The following is a 20,194-nucleotide window of genomic DNA, read 5'->3' on the forward strand; positions in this document are numbered from 1 at the left end:
GACCTTCCCGTGGGAGCGGGGCGGAGACATCCCCCGATCGGATCAAGCGATGGTCACACCAATACCGTCGTCTGCCCCGTCAGGCGCTGAACGGTCGCGCGGGCCACGGCGCGTCGGCCGGGCGCAGCGCGTCCAGACCCTCGCCGCCGCGCGCGGCGACCAGCGCGAGGACGCCCACGACCAGGCAGTTGTTGTGCACGTCCCCGGCGAGGATCAGCCGGACCAGCTCGTCGACGGGCACGCGCGCGTACTGCATGTCCGTCTCCTCGTGCTCGGTCTCGAACCGCTCGCCCTCGGCTTCCGAGAGATCGCGGGCGAGGAAGATCCGTACCGCCTCGTCGCAGCCGCCGGGGGTGGTGTAGACGTCGGTCAGCACCCGCCAGTCCTCGGCCTTGACGTGCGCCTCCTCGTACAGCTCGCGCTGGGCGGCGTGCAGCGGGTTCTCGCCGGGCACGTCGAGCAGGCCCGCCGGGATCTCCCAGAGCTTGTGGCGCACCGGGTGGCGGTACTGGTTGATCAGCAGGACCCGGTCCTCCTCGTCCAGGGCGAGGACGGCGACGGAGCCGGGGTGGACCTGGTAGTCGCGGCGGACCACCGAGCCGTCGGGCATGACCACGTCGTCCGTGCGGACGGAGGTCTTGTTGCCCTTGAAGGGGGTCGCGGTGCCGCGGACCTCCCACTCCTCGGGGGTGTCCTTGATCGTCATGCCCTGTCCTTCCACGCGCGCAAAGAAAACCGGGGTGCGTCCCTTTGAAGGTTCGCACCCCGGTCACCGTAACAATCGGTGTGTTACTTGGAGTTCTTCGGCTTGCCCGCGGTCTTGCGCTCGACGGCGGCCTTCACCAGACCCGCGAACAGCGGGTGCGGCCGGGTCGGCCGGGAGCGCAGCTCGGGGTGCGCCTGCGTGGCGACCAGGTAGGGGTGGACGTCACGCGGGTACTCGACGTACTCGACGAGCTTGCCGTCGGGCGAGGTGCCCGAGAAGAGGACGCCCGCCTTCTTCTCCAGCTCGGCGCGGTAGGAGTTGTTGACCTCGTAGCGGTGGCGGTGCCGCTCCTCGACGTACTCCTTGCCGTCGTAGACCTCGCGGACGATGGAGCCCTCGGCCAGCTTGGCCGGGTACATGCCGAGCCGCATGGTGCCGCCCATGTCGCCCTCGCCGGCGACGATGTCCATCTGCTCGGCCATGGTGGAGATGACCGGGTGGGCGGTGGCCGGGTCGAACTCGGTGGAGTTCGCGTCGGCGATGTCGGCCAGGTTGCGCGCGGCCTCGATCACCACGCACTGCAGGCCCAGGCACAGGCCCAGCAGCGGGATCTTGTTCTCGCGGGCGTAGCGGATCGCGCCGACCTTGCCGAGCACACCGCGGTCGCCGAAGCCGCCGGGGATGCAGATGCCGTCCACGTCGCCGAGGGCGGCGGCGGCACCGGCCGGGGTCTTGCAGTCGTCCGAGGTCACCCACTTGATCTTGACGCGGGCCTTGTTGGCGAAGCCGCCCGCGCGCAGCGCCTCGGTGACCGACAGGTAGGCGTCGGGCAGGTCGATGTACTTGCCGACCAGGGCGAGGGTGATCTCGTGGTCCGGCTTGTGGACGCGGTCCAGCAGGTCGTCCCAGGTGGTCCAGTCCACGTCGCGGAAGGGCAGGTCGAGCTTGCGCACGACGTAGGCGTCCAGGCCCTCGCCGTGGATGACCTTCGGGATGTCGTAGATCGAGCGGGCGTCGGGGCAGGCCACGACGGCGTCCTCGTCCACGTCGCACATCAGCGAGATCTTGCGCTTGATGGCGGTGGGGACCTCGCGGTCGCAGCGCAGCACGATGGCGTCCGGCTGGATGCCGATGTTGCGCAGCGCGGCGACGGAGTGCTGGGTCGGCTTGGTCTTCAGCTCGCCGGAGGGGCCGATGTACGGCAGCAGCGAGATGTGGACGACGAAGACGTTGTCCCGGCCGACCTCGTGGCGGACCTGGCGGACGGTCTCCAGGAACGGCAGCGACTCGATGTCGCCGACCGTGCCGCCGACCTCGGTGATGACGACGTCCACCTCGTCGGTGGCCATGCGCCGGATGCGGTGCTTGATCTCGTTGGTGATGTGCGGGATGACCTGCACGGTGTCGCCCAGGTACTCGCCGCGCCGCTCCTTGGCGATCACGGTGGAGTAGACCTGGCCGGTGGTGACGTTCGCGGAGCCGTCGAGGTCGCGGTCGAGGAAGCGCTCGTAGTGGCCGATGTCCAGGTCGGTCTCGGCGCCGTCGTTGGTGACGAACACCTCACCGTGCTGGAAGGGGTTCATCGTGCCCGGGTCCACGTTGAGGTACGGGTCGAGCTTCTGCATGACGACACGCAGGCCACGGGCCTTGAGCAGCATGCCCAGGCTGGAGGCGGTGAGGCCCTTGCCGAGCGAGGAGGCGACACCCCCGGTGACGAAGATGTGCTTGGTCGTCGTAGATTTCGGCGGCATGGCCAAGAGGGGGCTCCCGTGGTCGCTGTCTGTGATGCGGAACGGCCGCCGGCCCGGAGGATCATGTCTTCCTCGCGGTGGCGCCGTCGCTGCGGTTCGGGGGTTTTTCGCCCACCGGTCCACGGGCTACCAGGGTATCAGCGCCCGGAGGGGATGGCGCCCGGGCACGCTCCGCGACGGCTCGGGCACGCGACTGTGACCAGTGCGGGGAGGTCTCACGGGGTTCTCGCCGGGCGCTCACTCGTTCGGCTCACACGGGTTGTCCGGAGCGGCGCGCAGATCATCTACGTGCGTCGTATCCTGCTCGGACACTCGCTGCCGAGCCCGGCCGGAACGACGGCACACCCCCGCCCGCACCACCCGCCGGAGACAACTACAGCGCGGCAGTTCGTCGAGCGGGACTGCCGTTTGCCTCAGGGCTCGGACGGCTGCTTTGCTTCACCGCTCAACGACGCATCAACAAAGACCCCTTGACCGCACCAAGCGACAGCCCCCTCGCGCGGGGGTGACGTGGCCGTTCGACTGGAGTTGCACGTGGCCGGGCGCATCGAAGACTACGCACTCATCGGAGACATGCAGACCGCGGCGCTGGTCTGCCGGGACGGCACGGTGGACTGGCTGTGCCTGCCCCGCTTCGACTCCCATGCCATCTTCGCCGGCCTGCTGGGCACCGAGGAGCACGGCTTCTGGCGCATCGGCCCGGCGCACGCGGCCGACGCGCCGCCGCCCAAGGCCGCGCGGCGGAGCTACCGGGGCGACTCGCTGATCCTGGAGTCGGAGTGGGACACCCCGAGCGGCACGGTCCGGGTGACCGACTTCATGCCGCCGCGCGACGGCGCCCCCCAGCTCATCCGGATCGTGGAGGGCGTCAGCGGTCACGTCCCGATGCGCTCGGAGCTGCGGATGCGGTTCTCCTACGGCCGGGTGGTGCCGTGGGTGCACAAGCACGACAACCGCACGGTGGCGGTCGCGGGGCCGGACTCGGTGTGGTTCGACACGGACGCCGAGACCTACGGCAAGGACCTGACGACGTACTCCGACTTCACCGTCGGCCCCGGTGAGCGGGTGGCGTTCACGATCTCCTGGCAGCCCTCGCACAAGACGCCGCCGCCGCTGCCCGAGCCGGAACAGTCGCTGGAGGCGACGGAGGACTTCTGGCGCGACTGGGTCGAGCAGTGCACGTACCACGGGCCCTACCGCGAGGCCGTGATCCGCTCGCTGATCACCCTGAAGGCGCTGACGTACGCCCCGACCGGCGGCATCGTCGCCGCGCCCACCACCTCGCTGCCCGAGGACATCGGGGGCGTGCGGAACTGGGACTACCGCTACACCTGGCTGCGCGACGCCGCGATCACCCTGTCCTCGCTGCTGCGCACCGGCTACCGCGACGAGGCCCGCGCCTGGCGCGAGTGGCTGCTCCGGGCGGTCGCGGGCGACCCCGAGAACCTGCAGATCATGTACGGCATCGCCGGTGAGCGCGAGCTGGGCGAGGCCGAGCTGGACTGGCTGCCGGGGTACGAGCACTCGACCCCGGTCCGGGTGGGCAACGGCGCGGCGCACCAGCTCCAGCTGGATGTGTACGGCGAGGTCATCGAGGCGCTGCACCTGGGCCACATGACCGGGCTCGCCCGCAACGACTACGCCTCGGTGCTCCAGATGAAGCTGATCCGCTATCTGGAGGACCACTGGCGGGAGCCGGACGAGGGCATCTGGGAGGTGCGCGGGCCGCGCCGGCAGTTCGTGCACTCCAAGGTGATGGCCTGGGTGGCCGTCGACCGCACGATCAAGCTCATCGAGTCGGGCGACGCGGAAGGTCCGCTGGAGCGCTGGAAGGAACTGCGCGACGAGATCCACCGCGAGGTCTGCGAGAAGGGCTACGACCCGGAGCGCAACACCTTCACGCAGTACTACGGCTCCAAGGAGCTGGACGCCTCCCTGCTCCTGATCCCCCAGATGGGCTTCCTGCCCCCCGACGACAAGCGCGTCATCGGCACCATCGAGGCGATCCAGCGGGAGCTGTCCACCCCGGACGGCTTCATCCTGCGCTACCCCACCGACGGTGAGGACGCGGGCGTCGACGGCCTCCCCGGCGACGAGGGCGCCTTCCTCGCCTGCTCGTTCTGGATGGCCGACGACCTCGCGATGATCGGCCGCGTCGACGAGGCCCGCAAACTCTTCGAGAAACTCCTCGCCCTCCGCAACGACCTCGGCCTCCTCGCCGAGGAATGGGACTCCCGCCTCAAACGCCAGGTCGGCAACTTCCCGCAGGCGTTCAGCCATGTGCCGTTGATCGACACGGCCCTACGACTGACGGCGTCCGGGGCGTACGGGGGCTGACGGGGTGTCCGACACGACGGCCGCGTATCCGTCCCTGGTCCATGCCCTGGCCGAGGTGGTCGTCGACCTCACCTGGTTCATCGACGGCGCCGACGACGAGCGGATGGACCAGGACGACGCCGTGAAGGCGCTGGAGGGCGTCGCGGCGGTGATGGACCGGCTGTCGGCGGGCCAGCGGGGCGAGTTGCTGGCGGTGATCGAGGGCATGGCCGCAGCGGAGACCGACCCCCGGCGCCGCGCGTTCCTCCGGGACTTCCCGGAGGACCTCGGGCTGGAGGAGCCGGAGCCAGCGGATGACCGGGATGCCCCGCGCGCCTAGGCTGAAAGCGCATTCTGCCCCCGATCTCGGAAGGGGGCGGCCATGGCTTCCCTCTCGAAGGCGGGTGCGGCGTTGGCCGTGCTGCGCGAGGAGTTGGCCGGTGAGGTGTTCGCGCCGGGGGACGCGGGCTACGACGAGGCCAGGGCCGTGTACAACGGGATGATCGACCGGCGGCCCGCCGTGATCGCCCAGTGCGCGGACGCGGCGGACGTGATCCGGGCCGTGCGCTTCGCGCGGGAGCTGGATCTGCCGGTCGCGGTGCGCGGGGGCGGGCACAGTGTGGCCGGTACGGCGCTGGGGGACGGCGCGGTGGTGGTGGATCTGCGCCGGATGCATCAGGTGGACGTCGACCTGGAGGCCCGTGAGGTACGGGTCGGCGGCGGGGCGACCATGAGCCACCTGGACCGGGCCACCCAGCCGTACGGTCTGGCCACCACCGGCGGGCGGGCCTCCACCACCGGGGTCGGCGGGTTCGTGCTCGGCGGCGGCACCGGCTGGCTGGACCGGGTCTACGGGCTCGCCGTCGACAACCTCCGCGAAGTGGAGCTGGTGACCGCCGACGCCGAGCCGGTGCGGGCCAGCGCCCGGGAGCACCCCGAGCTGTTCTGGGCGCTGCACGGCGGTGGCGGCAACTTCGGCGTGGCGACCGCGCTCACGCTGGGCCTGCACGAGCTGCCCGAGTTCTCGATCGCGCTGCTGCTGTTCGCGCCGGAGGACGGCCCCGAGGCGGTCCGTACGTTCCGCGACGTGATCGAGGCGGGCCCCGACGGGCTGAGCGGCGCGACGATCTACCTCACAGGGCCGCCCCTGGAATTCGTCCCCGAGCAGATGGTGGGGCACCTGGTCTGCGCGGTGCTGGTGACCCACGCGGGCTCCCTCGACCTCCTGCACGAGCTGGCGGCACCGCTCCTCGCGCTGCCGTACGAGGGCGGCCTGGTCGGCGAGATGCCGTACGCCGATGTGCAGTGCATGATCGACGATCCGCCGGGGCTGCGGAACTACTGGTCGGCCGAGTATCTGACCGGGATGCCGGACGACCTGGTGAACGTGTATTGCGCCTTGTCCGCGAGCGAGCCCGTGCCGACCGCCACCCAGCACATCCTGTTCCCGCAGGGCGGCGCGATCGCCGCAGGGCCGCACGAGTACCCGGTGCCGTACCGGGACGCGGCCTGGGTCGCGCACCCCTTCGCCGTCTGGGAGGACCCGGCCGACGACACCCGCGCCGTCGACTGGGTGCGCGAGGTCCGCGCGGCGGTGAAGCCGTGGAGCACCGGAGACGTCTATCTGAACTTCATCGGCGACGAGGGCGCGGAGCGGGTGCGCGCGGGGCTCGGCGCGGAGAACCTGCTGCGCCTGGAGAAGGTGAAGCGGGCGTACGACCCGGACAACGTGTTCCGCTTCAACCACAACATCCGCCCGCTGTAGCGGAGTTGGCGCACCCCGGCGGGCGCCGGTTTTCGGGCGACCTGGCCGGGACTGTCGGAGCGGCGGGCGCGCGGGTAGCGTCCGGCGCATGGACAGCGGTACGGAGAGCGGGGCCGCCCCGCGCGGCGCGGGGATAACCGTCCGGCGCGCCCTGGAGCTGCCGGGGCTGCGCGGCGGGCTGCCGGAGATCCTGGCGGGCGGCGACCGCCTGGGGCGTACGGTGCGCTGGGTGCACGCGGGCGAGGTGCCGAACATCGCCTCGCTGCTCAAGGGCGGCGAGCTGCTGCTGACCACCGGGTACGGGCTCGGCACGCGCCCCGCCGAGCAGCGGGCGTTCGTACGGACCCTTGCCGAGCGGGGCATCGCCGCGCTGGTGGTGGAGCTGGGCCCGCGCTTCACCCGGCTGCCCGCCGCGCTGGTGGACACGGCGCGGGCGACCGGGCTGCCGCTGGTGCAGCTGCATCGCGAGGTGGCGTTCGTGACCGTCACCGAGGAGATCCACACCGAGATCGTCAACGGACATTACGCGCTGCTCCAGCGGGCGGAAGAGGTGCACCGCCGCTGCACCGAGGCGCTGCTCGGCGGCGGCGGGACACCTCAAGTGCTGGGCATCCTGGCGGACTTCGCGGCCAGCCCGGTGTTCCTGGAGACGGCGGACGGCCGGCTGCTGTACGCGGCCGGGGCGGGCCCCGAGGGCGCGGACGCGCTGCAGGTGTGGGAGGGGCTGCGCGCGAGGCAGCGGGACGTGGCGCCGCCGGCCGGTTCGGTCCTGGTGGACGTGCCCGGCGGCGGCCCCGGTCCGGGCTCGGTGCGGGCGCGGCTGGTGCTGCTCCCTGTGTGCGGGCCGCTGACCCCGGTGCACCGGATGGCGGCGGAGCGGGCGGCCGGGATCCTCGCCGTGGTGCTGATGCAGGCCCGGCAGGAGGAGGAGCTGGCGGCACGCGGCCGGGGTGACTTCCTGACCGATCTCGCGGCGGGCCGGATCGCCGCCGAGGACGCCCCGGCGCAGGCCCGGGTGCTGGGCTTCCGGCCGGGCGAGGGCCCGCTGCTGCCGGTCGTGATGCGGGTCGGGGACTGTGTCGGCCCGGGCGCGGGGTGGGCGGTGCTGGCGCAGGCGGTGGCGAAGGAGCTGGCCTCGGTGGGGGTGCCGGTGCTGCTGGGGGTGCGGCCGGTGGAGGGCCGGGTGCCGGTGCTCGCGGGGCTGCGCTCCGAGGCGGAGCGGACGGCGGTGGCGGACCGGGTGGCGGCGGCGCTGCGGGCCGGGGTGGAGCGGGCCGGGCTGCTGCGGCCGGGCGGGCCGCGGCCGCTGGTGGTGGTCGGGGCGGCGGGCGGCTGGGCGGCCCTGCCGGCGGGGCTGCGGCACGCGGCGGAGGCGGCGACGGCGGTGCGCGGAGGCGGCGACCGGCCCTGGTACGACGCGCGGCGGCTGGACATCGACCTGCTGCTGTGGCGGCTGCGCGACCATCCGGACCTGGCGGCGTTCGTGGACCGGGCGCTCGGCCCGCTCCTCGATCACGACGCGCGTTCGCGGCCGCCGCTGCTGCCGACCCTGGAGACCTATCTCGCGCACGCGGGCCGCAAGGCGGAGACCGCCCGCGAATTGCATCTGAACCGGCAGACCCTCTACAACCGCCTCGCGCGGATAGGCGAGTTGCTGGGCACGGACCTCGACGACCCGCAGACGGTCCTGGCGTTGAGCCTGGCGCTGCGTGCCCGGGAGCAGGTGGCCTGAGTCAGGCGAGCGGGACGGGCAGGGTCAACTCGTCGTAGACGCTGAGCACTTGGGCGACCGTCTCGTCCTCGGTCGGCCAGGTGGCGGCCTGTCGGACACCCCGTTCGCGCAAGTGCTCGCGCCGCTCGGCGTCGGCGAGCAGATCGGTGACGGCGGCGGCGAGGGCGGGTCCGTCGCCGTAGGGGACGAGGTGGGCCGCGTCGCCGACGAGGTCCGGGACACCGCCGACGGCGGTGGCGACCAGCGGCACCCGGGCGTACAGCGCCTCCTGCGCGAACACCGAGCGCGACTCCCAACGGCCGGTCAGGAGCGCCAAGTCGGCGGCGGCGAGCAGGTCGGGCACGTCGTCGCGGGCGCCGAGGAGCCGGACCGGCAGATGCTCGGCCTCGATCCGGCGCTGCAGCTCCGGCCGCAGCGGCCCCTCCCCCGCGACGACGACCAGCGGCTGCGGGTCGAGGTCGCGCCAGGCGCGGGCCGCGTCGAGCAGGGTCCCGTGGCCGCGGTGCCGGTCCAGGGAGGCGACCGCGACGAGCAACGGGCGTCCGGTGGCGCCGAGTTCGGCCCGCACCTTGTCGGCGGGCCGCTCGGGGTCGGGGCCGCGTCCGCCGTACCGGCCGCCCGGCAGGCCCACGGCGGCGAGGCGGGCGTCGCGTGCGCCGGTCCTGCGGGCCCGGTCGACCAGGTCGGAGCTGGTGCCGAGCACGACGGTCGCGGTGCGGGTCACGCGCCGCTCCAGCATCCGCAGCAGCCGCGCCCGCGCGCCCTCGGCGTGGGCGCGGTTGTGCCAGGTGACCACCAGCGGGGTGGTCCGGCCGCCGAGCGCGAGCACGGTGCGGAAGGACGCGTGCAGGCCGTGCGCGTGGACCAGGTCGGCGTCGGCGCAGGCCGCCCGCAGCGCGGCCACGGCCGCCGGGTCGCTGCTGCGCGGCACGGGCAGGTGCTCGGCGCCGGTCCCGCTGAAGTCGTAGGCGTCGTCGGCCTCGGCCGGGGCGCACACGGTGACCCGGACCCCGCGCGCGACCAGGCCCGCCGCCAGGGAGCGCACATGCGCGCTGCTGCCCGCGTTGCCTCCGCCGAGCACCTGTACGGTGCGCAGCGGCGACTGGCCGGGCGGTGCGGTGCTGCTCACGGGGCTCACGGGGCCGGCTCCTGATTCGGCGGGCGTTCACGAAGGGACGTACAGACGGTAGCGGTCGCCGGGGTCGCGAGGAGCTGCCGCGCCCCCCTGGCTCCGGCCGCTTTCCCTCTCAAGGATGCCAGGAGTCAAGGCGGTTCCGGGAATCGCCGGTCAGCGCGGGCCCCGGCGGACGGAGGCAACACACAGGCGCATATCACCCGTGCGGGTGAGCCGGCCGGATCGTGCTGCCGGCGGTTCCCAGCGCTCGCGCCCAGTCGCTCACCCGGTCCCCGTACACCGTGGCGGTCACGACGGCGACGGCGTGCGCGAGCAGTCCCGCGCGGCCGTTGGCGGCCACCACGGCGGTCCCGAGCGCGGCGCCCAGGGCGTGTGCGCCCACGTCGCCGATCATCGCGCGCTCGCCCAGGTCCTCGGGCAGCACGGCCGCCGCCCCGCCCACGACGGCCGCCGCCAGCGCGCCGCCGGGCCCGGGGCGCAGCAGCCCCGGCGCGCCGAGCGCGAGCACCGCCGAGGCGGCGCGGGCGGGGCGTACGTCGAGGAGGTTCACGGTGTGCGCGGCCCCGGCGATCACGACGCCCGCGAGGAGCCGGTCCAGCGGGCGCTGCTTGAGGAACGCCCCGGCCACCAGCGCGGCGGCGGTGATGCCGAACAACTTGACCGCGCCGGAGGTGACTTCGCCCCGGCGCAGCGCGCCCAGGTGGGCCCGGAAGCCCCGGCGCGGGTCGTCGGCGCCCGCGATGTCGTCGTACGCCCCGCAGGCGCCGGCGGCGAACACCGCGAGCCCGGCGGCGGGGTGGACGCGCGCGGCGGCGAGGGCGGTGGCTGCGGCGCAGGCGGGGCCGCAGTACAGCTCCACGGCCCGGCCCGCGTGGTTCTTCCGCTCCCAGCGGCCGGCGCCGCCGGGGGCGAGGGCGCGCAGGGCGGCCGTGGCGCCCCGGGTGAGGAGGGCGGCCGTCGTGAAGCTGATCGTACGAGTGCTCATCCGGCCACTGTAGAAGGGAGTTGAGGTGCCCCCGCCCGGCAGGGGCACCTCGGCCTCACGCCTCTCCGCGCGCCGTCGCCAGCAGTTCTTCGGCGTGGGCCCGCGCGGTCTCGGAGTCCTCCTGGCCCGCGAGCATCCGGGAGAGTTCGCGGACGCGGTCCTCGCCCTCCAGGATCTTGACGCCGGAGCGGGTGACCGAGCCGTCGTTGGTCTTCTCCACCAGCAGCTGCCGGTCGGCGAAGGCGGCGACCTGGGGCAGGTGGGTGACGACGACGACCTGGGCGGTGCGGGCGAGCTTGGCCAGGCGCCGGCCGATCTCGACGGCCGCCTTGCCGCCGACACCGGCGTCCACCTCGTCGAAGAGGTAGGTCGGCACCGGGTCGGTGCCCGCGAAGACGACCTCCACGGCGAGCATCACCCGGGACAGCTCACCGCCGGAGGCACCCTTGGCGATGGGCCGGGGCGGGGCGCCGGGGTGCGGGGCGAGCAGCAGCTCGACCTCGTCCACACCGGAGGGACCGTACGCGACCGTGCGGCCGCCGGCCTCGACGCCCTCGGGGTCCTCGGTCTGCCGGATGTCGAAGGACACCCGGGCGTGCGGCATGGCGAGAGAGGCCAGCTCGGCGGTGACGGCGGCCGCGAACCGTTCGGCTGCCTCGGTGCGCGCCCTGGTCAACTGCTCGGCCAGCGCGCCCAGTTCGGTGCCCAGCGCATCGCGTTCGGCGGTCAGCTCGGTGATCCGCTCGTCGTCGCCGTCCAGCTCGGTCAGCCGGGCGGCGCTCTGCTCGGCCCAGGCCAGCACGGCCGCGATGTCCTCGCCGTACTTGCGGGTCAGCGCGTTCAGCGCGGCCCGGCGCTCCTCCACGGCGGCCAGCCGCAGCGGGTCGGCGTCCAGGTCGTCGGCGTATCCGGCCAGCTCGCCGGCCACGTCCCCGGCGAGGATGCCGATCTCCCCGATGCGGTCGGCGAGCGCGGCCAGCGCCGGGTCGTGCGCGCGGACCGCCTCCAGGGCCCGGTGGGCACCGGCGATCAGGGTGGCCGCGTCGATGCCCTCGGGGTCCTCGGGGTTCCCGGCGAGGGCCGCGTGCGCGACGGTCGCGGCGGAGGACAGGGACTCGGCGTGCCCGAGCCGCTCGGCCTCCTCGGCCAGCTCCACGTCCTCCCCGGCGCGCGGCTCCACGGCCGCGATCTCGTCCAGGCCGAAGCGCAGCAGGTCGGCTTCCTGGGCGCGCTCGCGGGCGCGGGTGACGATCTCGTCCAGCTCGGTGCTGACCGCGCGCAGCCGCTTGTAGGCGTCCGTGTAGGCGGCGAGCGGCACCGCGACGGCGTCGCCCGCGTACCGGTCGAGGGCGCCGCGCTGCCGGTTCGCCTTGAGCAGGCCCTGCTGGTCGGTCTGGCCGTGCACGGCCACCAGGTCGTCGGCCAGCTCGGCGAGCAGCCCGACGGGGACGCTGCGGCCGCCGAGGTGCGCCCGGGAGCGGCCCTCGGCGGAGATGGTGCGGCTGATCAGCAGGGCGCCGTCGTCCAGCTCGGCCCCGGCCTCCTCGGCGCGTACGACGGCGGAGGCGCCGGCGGGTACGGCGATCCGCCCCTCCACCACCGCCTTGCCCGCGCCGAGCCGGACCAGGGCCGGGTCGGCGCGCCCGCCGAGCAGCAGCCCCAGGCTGGTGACGACCATGGTCTTGCCCGCACCCGTCTCACCGGTGACAGCGGTGAACCCGGGCGACAGCTCGACCACGGCATCGTCGATGACCCCGAGCGACTGTATGCGCATCTCCTCCAACACGGAACAGACCATACGAGGTCCAAGGCGGGATGCGCACACAGGCCGCCCATGTCACTCGGTGGTGTGCTCCTGCCGGGCCCCGCGCCAGCCCGTGGTGGGCAGGGCGAACTTCGCCACGAGACGGTCGGTGAAGGACGCGTGGTGCAGCCGGGCCAGGCGGACCGGGACGGCGCCGCGCCGGACCTCGACGCGGGCGCCGGGGGGCAGCTCGATGGTGCGGCGGCCGTCGCACCACAGCACGCCCGGCGGGACGTGCGGCAGCACCTCCACGGCGAGCACCGAGTCGGGCGAGGTGACCAGCGGCTTGGCGAACAGCGCGTGGGCGCTGATCGGCACCATGAGCAGCGCCTCCACCTCGGGCCACACCACCGGGCCTCCGGCGGAGAAGGCGTAGGCGGTGGAGCCGGTGGGCGTGGACAGGACGATGCCGTCGCAGCCGAAGGCGGTGACCGGGCGGCCGTCGATCTCCAGGACCACTTCGAGCATCTTCTCGGCGGAGACCTTCTGGACGGCGGCCTCGTTCAGCGCCCAGTCGGTGTGCACGATGTCACCGTTGCGGTGCACGACCACGTCGATGGTCATGCGCTCCTCGACCTCGTAGGAGCGGGCCACCACCCGGTCCACGACCCGGTCCAGGTCGTCCCGCTCGGCCTCGGCGAGGAAGCCGACGCTGCCGAGGTTGACCCCGAGCATCGGCACCCCGGAGGCGCGGGAGAACTCGGCGCCGCGCAGCAGGGTGCCGTCACCGCCGAGGACGATCAGCAGCTCGCAGCCGTCCAGGGAGTGCGGTGCCGCCTCCGCGACGAGTTCGACCTCGCCCGGCAGCGGCAGATCGCGCGCCTCCTCCTCCAGCACCCGCACGCCTATGCCGTGCGAGAGCAGGCCCTTCACCACGAGTTCCGCGCTGCGGATCGCAGCCGGGCGCCCGGTGTGGGCGAGCAGGAAAACAGTTCGCGCTCGGTTCTGTGTCAACGCGGCCCCTCCGCCACTGCACGATCGACGTCGGCCGGGTCCAGTTCGGGTGCACCGGACGTCAGCCAGAGAAAGTACTCGACATTGCCCGAGGGGCCCGGCAGCGGACTCGCGGTCACTCCTCGCACCCCGAGTCCCAGCTCCCAGGCCTTCCCGGCCACCCCGCGCACGGCCTCCGCCCGCAGTTGCGGACTCCGTACGACTCCCCCGCTGCCCAGCCGTTCCTTGCCCACTTCGAACTGCGGCTTGACCATCATCACCAGATCGGCGTCCGGCGTCACGCACCGCTTGAGGGCGGGCAGCACCAGCCCCAGCGGGATGAAGGACAGATCGCCCACCACCAGGTCGACAGGCTTCCCGTCGATGGCGTCGAGCGTCAACTCCCGTACGTTCGTACGGTCCTTGACGGTGACGCGTTCATCGCTCCGCAGAGACCAGGCGAGTTGTCCGTATCCGACGTCCACGGCGACGACGTGCGCGGCGCCCGCGCGCAGCAGGACGTCGGTGAAGCCGCCGGTGGAGGCGCCCGCGTCCAGCGCGCGACGGCCCTCGACGACGAGCCCCTCGGGCACGAACGCGGCGAGGGCGCCGGCGAGCTTGTGGCCGCCCCGGGAGACGTACTCGGGGTCGGTGTCGTCGGACTGGACGACGATGGCCGCGGCGGTCTCGACCTGGGTGGCCGGCTTGGTCGCCACGGTCTTGCCCACGCTGACCCGCCCGGCGGCGATCAGCTGGCTCGCGTGCTCGCGCGAGCGCGCCAACTTCCGGCGGACCAGCTCGGCGTCCAGACGGCGGCGTGCGACTCCAGCCACGTTCGGTTCAGCTCCTGACTTCTCAACGGCGTTTCGGATCTAGCGGGCGTCGAGCGCGCTCAGCGCGTCGCGCAGCCCCGCGTGTACATCCTCGTACACCGCGAGGTGTCCGTCGGTCGTCAGGCGGTCGGCGTCGGCGAGCCGGGCCAGGCGGGCGTCCACGCCCGGGTCGCCGGTGGGGGTGCGGGGGACGTGCAGCGGAGCGGGGGACTCGGGCTCGTGCCCCTGCCCGTGCCCCTGCTCAGAGGCGGGCGGAAGGCCGGTGGCACCCTGCGGCTCGGCGGCGGACTCGCTCATGCCCAGACGCTACCTCGAACGACTGGGGTACCGTCGTGCGCGATGGCCACGATCGAGCAGTGCCGCGCCGCACTGGAAAAACTTTCGGACAACATGCGGGGCGCCGAGGGCGACGTGCGCGCCGCCGCAGCCCTGGACCGCTCGGTGAGCTGTCACATCACCGACCTGGACGTCACCTTCGCCGGCCGCATGACGGACGGGCGCATCAAGGTGGACGAGACCCTGCCGGGTCCGCCGCGCGAGCGGGCGCAGATCCGGCTCGCCCTCGCGGGCGACGACCTGGTGTCCCTGGTGGACGGCGAGCTGAACTTCGCGACCGCCTGGGGTTCGGGCCGGGTACGCCTGGAGGCGAGCCTGCTGGATCTGTTCCGGCTGAGAAAGCTGCTGTGACCATCGCCCGGGGGCTCAGGACGCCGTAGCCGCCCCCGCCGCCGAGCGGGCCTTGCGCGCGGCCGGGACGACCAGCGGGGTGCCGGTCTCGGGGTCGTCGATGACCTGGCAGCGCAGCCCGAAGACCTTCTCGACCAGCTCGGCGGTGACGATGTCGCCGGGCGCGCCCTCGGCGATGACCTCGCCGCCGCGCAGGGCGATGAGGTGGGTGGCGTAGCGGGCGGCGTGGTTGAGGTCGTGCAGGACGGCGACGAGGGTGCGCCCCTGCGTCTCGTGCAGCTCGGCGCACAGGTCGAGGACGTCGATCTGGTGCTGGATGTCGAGGTAGGTGGTCGGCTCGTCCAGGAGGAGCAGCGGGGTCTGCTGGGCGAGCGCCATGGCGATCCAGACGCGCTGGCGCTGGCCGCCGGACAGCTCGTCGACGTACCGCTCGGCCAGCTCGGCGACGCCGGTGCGGGCCATGGAGTCGGCGACGACCTGCTCGTCCTCGGCGGACCACTGGCGCAGGATGCCCTGGTGCGGGTAGCGGCCCCGGGCCACGAGGTCGGCGACGGTGATGCCGTCGGGCGCGATGGAGGACTGGGGCAGCAGGCCGAGCGTGCGGGCGACCTTCTTGGCGGGCATCGACTGGATGACCTGGCCGTCGAGCAGCACCCGGCCGTCGCTGGGCTTGAGCATCCGCGAGAGCGCCCGCAGCAGCGTGGACTTGCCGCACGCGTTGGGGCCGACGATCACGGTGAAGGAGTTGTCCGGTATCTCCACCGACAGCTTCTCCGCGATGACGCGCTGCTCGTAGGCGAGGGTGACGTTCTCGGCGGACAGGCGGTTCACAGTGCTCCTAGAAGTGTTCGTCGTCGTGCCGTCCGTGCGCGGGGCGCCGCTCATATCCGGCCCGCCTTGCGCTCGGTGACCAGCAGCCACAGCAGATAGGCGCCGCCGAGGACGCCGGTGACCACGCCGACGGGCAGCTGGTCGGCGCCGAAGACCCGCTGCGAGAGCCAGTCGGCGGTGACGAGGAGGGTGGCGCCCATGAAGAGGGAGGGCACCAGGTTGGGGCCGGGCGAGCGGGTCAGCCGGCGGGCGAGCTGCGGCGCGGTGAGCGCCACGAAGCCGACGGGTCCGGCGGCGGCGGTGGCACCGGCGGTGAGCAGCACGGCGGAGACCATCAGCACGAGCCGCACCCGCTGCACGCGCACCCCGAGGGCGTACGACACGTCGTCGCCCATCTCCATCATCCTGAGGCCCCGCCCGTTGGCGAGGACCAGCGGGACGAGGACCGCGCACATACCGAGCAGCGGCCAGACCTGGGTCCAGTCCCGCCCGTCGAGCGAGCCGGTCATCCACACGACCGCGCGGGCGGCGTCCACGATGTCGGCCCGGGTGATCAGATAGCCGTTGACGGCGGTGAGGATCGCGGAGACGCCGATGCCGACCAGGACGAGCCGGTAGCCGTGCACGCCCTGCTTCCAGGCGAGCAGATAGATGGCGACGCCCGTGACCAGGCCGCCGACCAGCGCGCCGAGGGTGACGGCGGTGGCGCTGCCGGAGAACAGCACGATCATGACCAGCGCGCCGGCGGTCGAGCCCTGGGAGAGGCCGAGCACGTCCGGGCTGCCCAGCGGGTTGCGGGAGATGGACTGGAACAGGGCGCCGCCCAGGCCCAGCGAGCCGCCCACCAGCAGGGCGACGAGCAGCCGCGGCAGCCGCAGCTCGTTGACGATGAAGTCCTGGTACGGGGTGCCGTCCCCGGCGAGCGTCCGCAGCACGTCGGCCGCCGGTATCTTCGCGTCGCCGGTGCCGATGAGGGCCACGCCCGCGGCGAGCACGGCCACGATCAGCAGCAGGACGACGGTCAGGGCGCGCGGGTCCACGCGCAGGGAGAGCCCGCCGGGGGTGCGTACCGCACGGCTCCGGAAGTGAGTCTTCACAGCTGGGCCGTCCTCCGGCGTCGTACGAGCATGATGAACAGCGGGCCGCCGATGATCGCGGTGACGATGCCCACCTGGAGTTCGGCGGGGCGCACGACGAGCCGCCCGATGATGTCCGCGCCGAGCAGCAGCACCGGCGAGAGGACGGCGGCGTACGGCAGGATCCAGCGCAGGTCGGGCCCGGTGAAGGAGCGCACGACGTGCGGGACCATCAGGCCGACGAACACGATCGGACCGCAGGCGGCGGTCGCGGCGCCGCACAGCACGGTCGCGGCCAGCATGGCCAGGCCTCGGGTGCGGTGGAGGTTGGCGCCGAGCGCGCGGGCGGTGTCGTCGCCCATCTCCATGGCGTTGAGCGGGCGGGCGAGCCCGAGCGCGAGGACCATGCCCGCCGCGAGGAACGGCAGCACCTGGACGATGGTGTGATCGGTGGCCGAGTCGAGCGAGCCGACCGTCCAGAACCGCATCCGGCCAAGGGCCGCGTCGTCGGAGATCATCACGGCCTGGAGGTAGCCGTACAGCGCGGCGCTGATCGCCGTACCGGCCAGGGCGAGCCGCACCGGGGTGGCGCCCCTGCTGCCGCCGAGGAACCACACCAGCGCGCCGACGACGGCGGCGCCGGCGAACGCGAACCACACATAGCCGGTCAGCGAGGTCACACCGAAGAAGGTGATGGCCGTGACGACGGCGGCGGAGGCACCCGCGTTGATGCCGAGCAGGCCGGGGTCGGCCAGCGGATTGCGGGTGACCGCCTGGAGCACCGCCCCGGAGAGGCCGAGCGCGGCCCCGGCCAGCAGGCCGAGGACGGTGCGCGAGATCCGGGAGCCCACGACGGTGTCGCCGTACGTCCCCGTGTCGTGGAACAGGCCGTGCAGGACCTGGTCCGGCGACAGCGCTTTCGCGCCGATGGCGATACTCGCCGCGGCGATCAGCGCCAGGAGCACGACGGCGAGGAGGAGCCCGAGGGCCCGTACCGCGCGTCGCTTCGGGGGCGCGGGGCTGACTTCCGCGCGCGGTTCCGGAGGACTCTCGACCAACACGAGGTTAGGTTAGCCTATCCTCCAATGTGATCAAGTGACCGGTACGGGCCCCTGCACGAGCCCGGGTCCAGCGCATTCGCCGTGGTCAGAGCCCCAGCCGCGCCAGCGCCTTGCCCCCGTCCAGCGCGCACGCACCGTCACCGGCCGCCGTCCAGGCCGCCGCGCACAGCGCCCGCAGCCCGTCGAGCGGCTCGCCGTCACCGGTCAGCTCCAGCCGCTCGGCCCCGGCCGTCGCCGTCCAGCCACCGCAGCGGAAACCGTCGCCCGCCTCCGTGACCTCCGGCTGCCCGGTGAGCAGTCCGCGCAGATCGGCGTCCACATAGGTCGGCCGGTGCTGCGGCGGCGCCGCGAGCAGCTGGGCGCCGTCGGTGACGCCGGTGAGCACGAGCAGCGAGTCGACCTCGCCGTTGAACGCGCCCTCGATGTCGGTGTCCAGCCGGTCCCCGACCACCAGCGGCCGCTCGGCACCGGTGCGCAGGATGGTCTCCTTGTGCATCGGGGGCAGCGGCTTGCCCGCCACCTGCGGCTCGGCCCCGGTCGCGATCCGTACGACCTCCACGGCCGCGCCGTTGCCCGGCGCGATGCCCCGGCCGCTCGGAATGGTCAGGTCGGTGTTGGACGCGAACCACGGCACCCCGCGCGCCACCGCGTACGACGCCTCCGCGAACCGCCCCCACGCCAGGTCCGGGCCGCCGTAGCCCTGCACCACGGCCACCGGGTCGTCGTCCGCCGACTCCACCGGCGTCAGGCCGCGCTCGCGCAGCGCCACCCGCAGCCCCTCACCGCCGATGACCAGCACCTTCGCCCCGGCGGGCACCTGCTCGCTGATCAGCCGCGCCACCGCCTGCGCGGAGGTGATCACATCGCCGGCCGCGGTCGGTATGCCCAGCTCGGTGAGGTGTCCGGCCACCGTGTCCGGGGTCCGCAGCGCGTTGTTGGTGACGTACGCGAGGTGCATCCCCTCCCCACGCGCGACCGCGAGGGAGTCCACGGCGTGCGCGATGGCCTCGCCGCCCGCGTACACCACCCCGTCCAGATCGAGCAGCGCCGTGTCGTACGCCTCGCTCAGGGGCCGCCCACTGCCCTCGGGCCTCGTCCTGACGCTCTGGCTCATGCGGTATCGCTCCTCGTTCGACGCTCTTTCCCCCGATCATCCCCCACCGCCCCCGCACACGTACGATGCCGGGATGAACATCGCAGGTCACTCGGAAGCAAGGGCGCCCCGAGGCCTGGAACTCACCCCGTTCCGAGGCCTTCGTTACGACCCCGAACGGGTCGGCAGCCTCGCCTCCGTCACCTCCCCGCCGTACGACGTGGTCGTACGCCCCGACGGCCTGCACCACCTCCAGGACGCCGACCCGCACAACATCGTCCGGCTGATCCTCCCGCAGGCCGAAACGCCCACCGTCCGCAACGAGCAGGCGGCCGGCACCCTGCGCCGCTGGCTCGCCGACGGCGTCCTGCGGGCCGACCCCGAGCCCGCGCTGTACGTGTACGAGCAACGCGACGTCGAGGGCCAGGTCCAGCGCGGTGTCATCGGCGCCCTGCGCGTCTCGGACCCGGAGGAGGGCGTGGTCCTCCCGCACGAGGACGTGATGCCCCCGGTGGTCGCCGACCGCGCGGCCCTGATGCGCGCCACCCGCGCCAACCTCGAACCCCTGCTCCTGACCTACCGCGGCAACGGCGCCACGGCCGAGGTCGTGGAGCGTACGGTCCGGCACGCGCCGACGCTCGCCACCACCACCGAGGACGGCGTACGCCACCGCCTCTGGGCGGTCACCGACCCCGACGACCTCGCCCTGGTCCGCTCCGACCTGGCCGGACACCAGGCGCTCATCGCCGACGGCCACCACCGCTGGGCCACCTACCGGCTGCTCCGCGCGGAACACCCCTCGCCCAGCCCCTGGGACCACGGACTGGTCCTGCTGGTCGACACCGTCCGCTATCCGCTGCGCGTCCGCGCCATCCACCGTCTGCTGCACGGTCTGCCGGTCGCGGACGCGCTGACGGCGGTACGGGACCTGTTCCGGGTACGGCGCCTGGAGCTGCCGCTGGCCGAGGCGCTGGCGGAACTGGCGGAGGCGGCCGCCGAGGGCAACGCCTTCCTGCTGGCCGGGGACGGCGCCTTCCATCTCCTGGACCGGCCGGACCCCGGGCTGCTGGCCCGCACGGTCCCGGGCGGCCACCCGGCCGCGTGGCGCTCCCTGGACGCGACCGTCCTGCACGCCACGCTCCTGGAGCACGTGTGGCACATCCCGGAGGACTCCCCCGCCCACATCGCCTACATCCACGACACGGCCGCGACGGTCGCGAAGGCGGAACACGACGGCAGCACGGCCGTACTGCTCCACCCGGTCCGCGAGGACGTCGTACGCGAACTGGCCCGCCAGGGCGTGACGATGCCCCGCAAGTCGACCTCGTTCGGCCCGAAGCCGGCGTCGGGCCTGGTGCTGCGGGTGCTGGACATCTGAGACGCGGGTCCGGACGGGCCCGGACATGAGTGAGGGGCGGAACCCGGCCCTGTGGAAAACTCCCGCCGTCTCCTCCCCGTCCCGTGCGATGCTCGGGCACGTGGAAAC

18 protein-coding genes are annotated in these 20,194 nt (G+C 73.4%); 6 read left to right on the plus strand and 12 right to left on the minus strand.

Annotation, left to right across the window (positions count from 1 at the left end):
• Positions 1-79: 79 nt before the first annotated feature.
• Positions 80-706, minus strand: a complete 627-nt coding sequence (locus tag AB0898_RS24700) for an NUDIX hydrolase (protein WP_366805139.1) — start codon at positions 704-706, stop codon at positions 80-82.
• Positions 707-789: 83 nt separating this feature from the next.
• The gene (locus AB0898_RS24705) at positions 790-2,457 is read right to left on the minus strand and encodes a CTP synthase (RefSeq protein WP_366805140.1); all 1,668 of its coding nucleotides are present in this window, start codon (positions 2,455-2,457) and stop codon (positions 790-792) included.
• Between the two features lie 534 nt (positions 2,458-2,991).
• Between AB0898_RS24705 and AB0898_RS24710 the strand changes: the two genes are divergently transcribed.
• The 4 genes from AB0898_RS24710 to AB0898_RS24725 all read left to right on the plus strand — a co-directional run bounded on the left by AB0898_RS24710 (position 2,992) and on the right by AB0898_RS24725 (position 8,270).
• The gene (locus AB0898_RS24710; protein ID WP_366805164.1) at positions 2,992-4,794 is read left to right on the plus strand and encodes a glycoside hydrolase family 15 protein; all 1,803 of its coding nucleotides are present in this window, start codon (positions 2,992-2,994) and stop codon (positions 4,792-4,794) included.
• Positions 4,795-4,798: 4 nt separating this feature from the next.
• Entirely contained in the window at positions 4,799-5,113 is a 315-nt protein-coding gene (locus tag AB0898_RS24715; RefSeq protein WP_366805141.1) for a hypothetical protein, read from the plus strand.
• Between the two features lie 42 nt (positions 5,114-5,155).
• Positions 5,156-6,538 (plus strand): FAD-binding oxidoreductase, encoded by a 1,383-nt coding sequence (locus AB0898_RS24720; protein ID WP_366805142.1) that lies wholly within the window; start codon positions 5,156-5,158, stop codon positions 6,536-6,538.
• 88 nt (positions 6,539-6,626) lie between these two features.
• Positions 6,627-8,270 carry a PucR family transcriptional regulator gene (locus tag AB0898_RS24725; protein WP_366805143.1) on the plus strand — a complete coding sequence of 548 codons (1,644 nt, stop codon included), beginning with the start codon at positions 6,627-6,629 and terminating at the stop codon, positions 8,268-8,270.
• Position 8,271: 1 nt separating this feature from the next.
• Here the strand turns inward: AB0898_RS24725 and AB0898_RS24730 are convergent, their stop codons facing one another.
• The 6 genes from AB0898_RS24730 to AB0898_RS24755 all read right to left on the minus strand — a co-directional run bounded on the left by AB0898_RS24730 (position 8,272) and on the right by AB0898_RS24755 (position 14,257).
• The gene (locus AB0898_RS24730) at positions 8,272-9,408 is read right to left on the minus strand and encodes a glycosyltransferase family 4 protein (protein WP_366805144.1); all 1,137 of its coding nucleotides are present in this window, start codon (positions 9,406-9,408) and stop codon (positions 8,272-8,274) included.
• A gap of 193 nt (positions 9,409-9,601) precedes the next feature.
• Positions 9,602-10,390: a hypothetical protein gene (locus tag AB0898_RS24735; protein WP_366805145.1), complete on the minus strand. Its 789-nt coding sequence runs from the start codon at positions 10,388-10,390 to the stop codon at positions 9,602-9,604.
• A gap of 55 nt (positions 10,391-10,445) precedes the next feature.
• Positions 10,446-12,188, minus strand: coding sequence for a DNA repair protein RecN (recN, locus tag AB0898_RS24740; RefSeq protein ID WP_366805146.1), 1,743 nt, complete (start codon positions 12,186-12,188; stop codon positions 10,446-10,448).
• A 39-nt stretch (positions 12,189-12,227) separates the two neighbouring features.
• Entirely contained in the window at positions 12,228-13,148 is a 921-nt protein-coding gene (locus AB0898_RS24745; RefSeq protein WP_366805147.1) for an NAD kinase, read from the minus strand.
• Positions 13,145-13,960, minus strand: coding sequence for a TlyA family RNA methyltransferase (locus AB0898_RS24750; RefSeq protein WP_366805148.1), 816 nt, complete (start codon positions 13,958-13,960; stop codon positions 13,145-13,147). The genes AB0898_RS24745 and AB0898_RS24750 overlap by 4 nt, the downstream gene beginning before the upstream one ends.
• A 39-nt stretch (positions 13,961-13,999) precedes the next feature.
• A complete protein-coding gene (locus tag AB0898_RS24755) occupies positions 14,000-14,257 on the minus strand; it encodes a hypothetical protein (protein ID WP_366805150.1) in 258 nt (85 codons plus the stop codon).
• Positions 14,258-14,299: 42 nt separating this feature from the next.
• Here AB0898_RS24755 and AB0898_RS24760 point away from each other — a divergent pair, with 42 nt between their 5' ends.
• Positions 14,300-14,647 carry a sterol-binding protein gene (locus tag AB0898_RS24760; protein WP_366805151.1) on the plus strand — a complete coding sequence of 116 codons (348 nt, stop codon included), beginning with the start codon at positions 14,300-14,302 and terminating at the stop codon, positions 14,645-14,647.
• 15 nt (positions 14,648-14,662) lie between these two features.
• On the opposite strand, the gene AB0898_RS24765 is transcribed toward AB0898_RS24760, so the two are convergent.
• The 4 genes from AB0898_RS24765 to AB0898_RS24780 form a co-directional block, all read right to left on the minus strand.
• Entirely contained in the window at positions 14,663-15,532 is an 870-nt protein-coding gene (locus AB0898_RS24765; RefSeq protein ID WP_366805152.1) for an ABC transporter ATP-binding protein, read from the minus strand.
• On the minus strand, positions 15,529-16,575 hold the full coding sequence (locus AB0898_RS24770; RefSeq protein WP_366805153.1) for an iron chelate uptake ABC transporter family permease subunit: 1,047 nt from the start codon (positions 16,573-16,575) through the stop codon (positions 15,529-15,531). The genes AB0898_RS24765 and AB0898_RS24770 overlap by 4 nt, the downstream gene beginning before the upstream one ends.
• The gene (locus tag AB0898_RS24775) at positions 16,572-17,615 is read right to left on the minus strand and encodes an iron chelate uptake ABC transporter family permease subunit (RefSeq protein ID WP_366805154.1); all 1,044 of its coding nucleotides are present in this window, start codon (positions 17,613-17,615) and stop codon (positions 16,572-16,574) included. The genes AB0898_RS24770 and AB0898_RS24775 overlap by 4 nt, the downstream gene beginning before the upstream one ends.
• A gap of 85 nt (positions 17,616-17,700) precedes the next feature.
• Complete coding sequence (locus AB0898_RS24780) at positions 17,701-18,729, minus strand: HAD hydrolase-like protein (RefSeq protein WP_366805155.1); 1,029 nt, start codon at positions 18,727-18,729, stop codon at positions 17,701-17,703.
• A 73-nt stretch (positions 18,730-18,802) separates the two neighbouring features.
• Here AB0898_RS24780 and AB0898_RS24785 point away from each other — a divergent pair, with 73 nt between their 5' ends.
• On the plus strand, positions 18,803-20,086 hold the full coding sequence (locus tag AB0898_RS24785; protein ID WP_366805156.1) for a DUF1015 domain-containing protein: 1,284 nt from the start codon (positions 18,803-18,805) through the stop codon (positions 20,084-20,086).
• The last annotated feature ends 108 nt before the right edge of the window (positions 20,087-20,194 follow it).

This window comes from Streptomyces sp. NPDC005435, from assembly GCF_040703155.1.
Lineage (GTDB): Bacteria > Actinomycetota > Actinomycetes > Streptomycetales > Streptomycetaceae > Streptomyces.

Excerpts from the sequence above, each read along its gene's own strand:
- AB0898_RS24700 (WP_366805139.1), bottom strand. The coding sequence starts at position 706 with ATGACGATCAAGGACACCCCCGAGGAGTGGGAGGTCCGCGGCACCGCG.
- AB0898_RS24705 (WP_366805140.1), bottom strand. The coding sequence starts at position 2,457 with ATGCCGCCGAAATCTACGACGACCAAGCACATCTTCGTCACCGGGGGT.
- AB0898_RS24720 (WP_366805142.1), top strand. The coding sequence starts at position 5,156 with ATGGCTTCCCTCTCGAAGGCGGGTGCGGCGTTGGCCGTGCTGCGCGAG.
- AB0898_RS24725 (WP_366805143.1), top strand. The coding sequence starts at position 6,627 with ATGGACAGCGGTACGGAGAGCGGGGCCGCCCCGCGCGGCGCGGGGATA.
- AB0898_RS24735 (WP_366805145.1), bottom strand. The coding sequence starts at position 10,390 with ATGAGCACTCGTACGATCAGCTTCACGACGGCCGCCCTCCTCACCCGG.
- recN (WP_366805146.1), bottom strand. The coding sequence starts at position 12,188 with ATGGTCTGTTCCGTGTTGGAGGAGATGCGCATACAGTCGCTCGGGGTC.
- AB0898_RS24755 (WP_366805150.1), bottom strand. The coding sequence starts at position 14,257 with ATGAGCGAGTCCGCCGCCGAGCCGCAGGGTGCCACCGGCCTTCCGCCC.
- AB0898_RS24760 (WP_366805151.1), top strand. The coding sequence starts at position 14,300 with ATGGCCACGATCGAGCAGTGCCGCGCCGCACTGGAAAAACTTTCGGAC.
- AB0898_RS24765 (WP_366805152.1), bottom strand. The coding sequence starts at position 15,532 with ATGAGCGGCGCCCCGCGCACGGACGGCACGACGACGAACACTTCTAGG.
- AB0898_RS24780 (WP_366805155.1), bottom strand. The coding sequence starts at position 18,729 with ATGAGCCAGAGCGTCAGGACGAGGCCCGAGGGCAGTGGGCGGCCCCTG.
- AB0898_RS24785 (WP_366805156.1), top strand. The coding sequence starts at position 18,803 with ATGAACATCGCAGGTCACTCGGAAGCAAGGGCGCCCCGAGGCCTGGAA.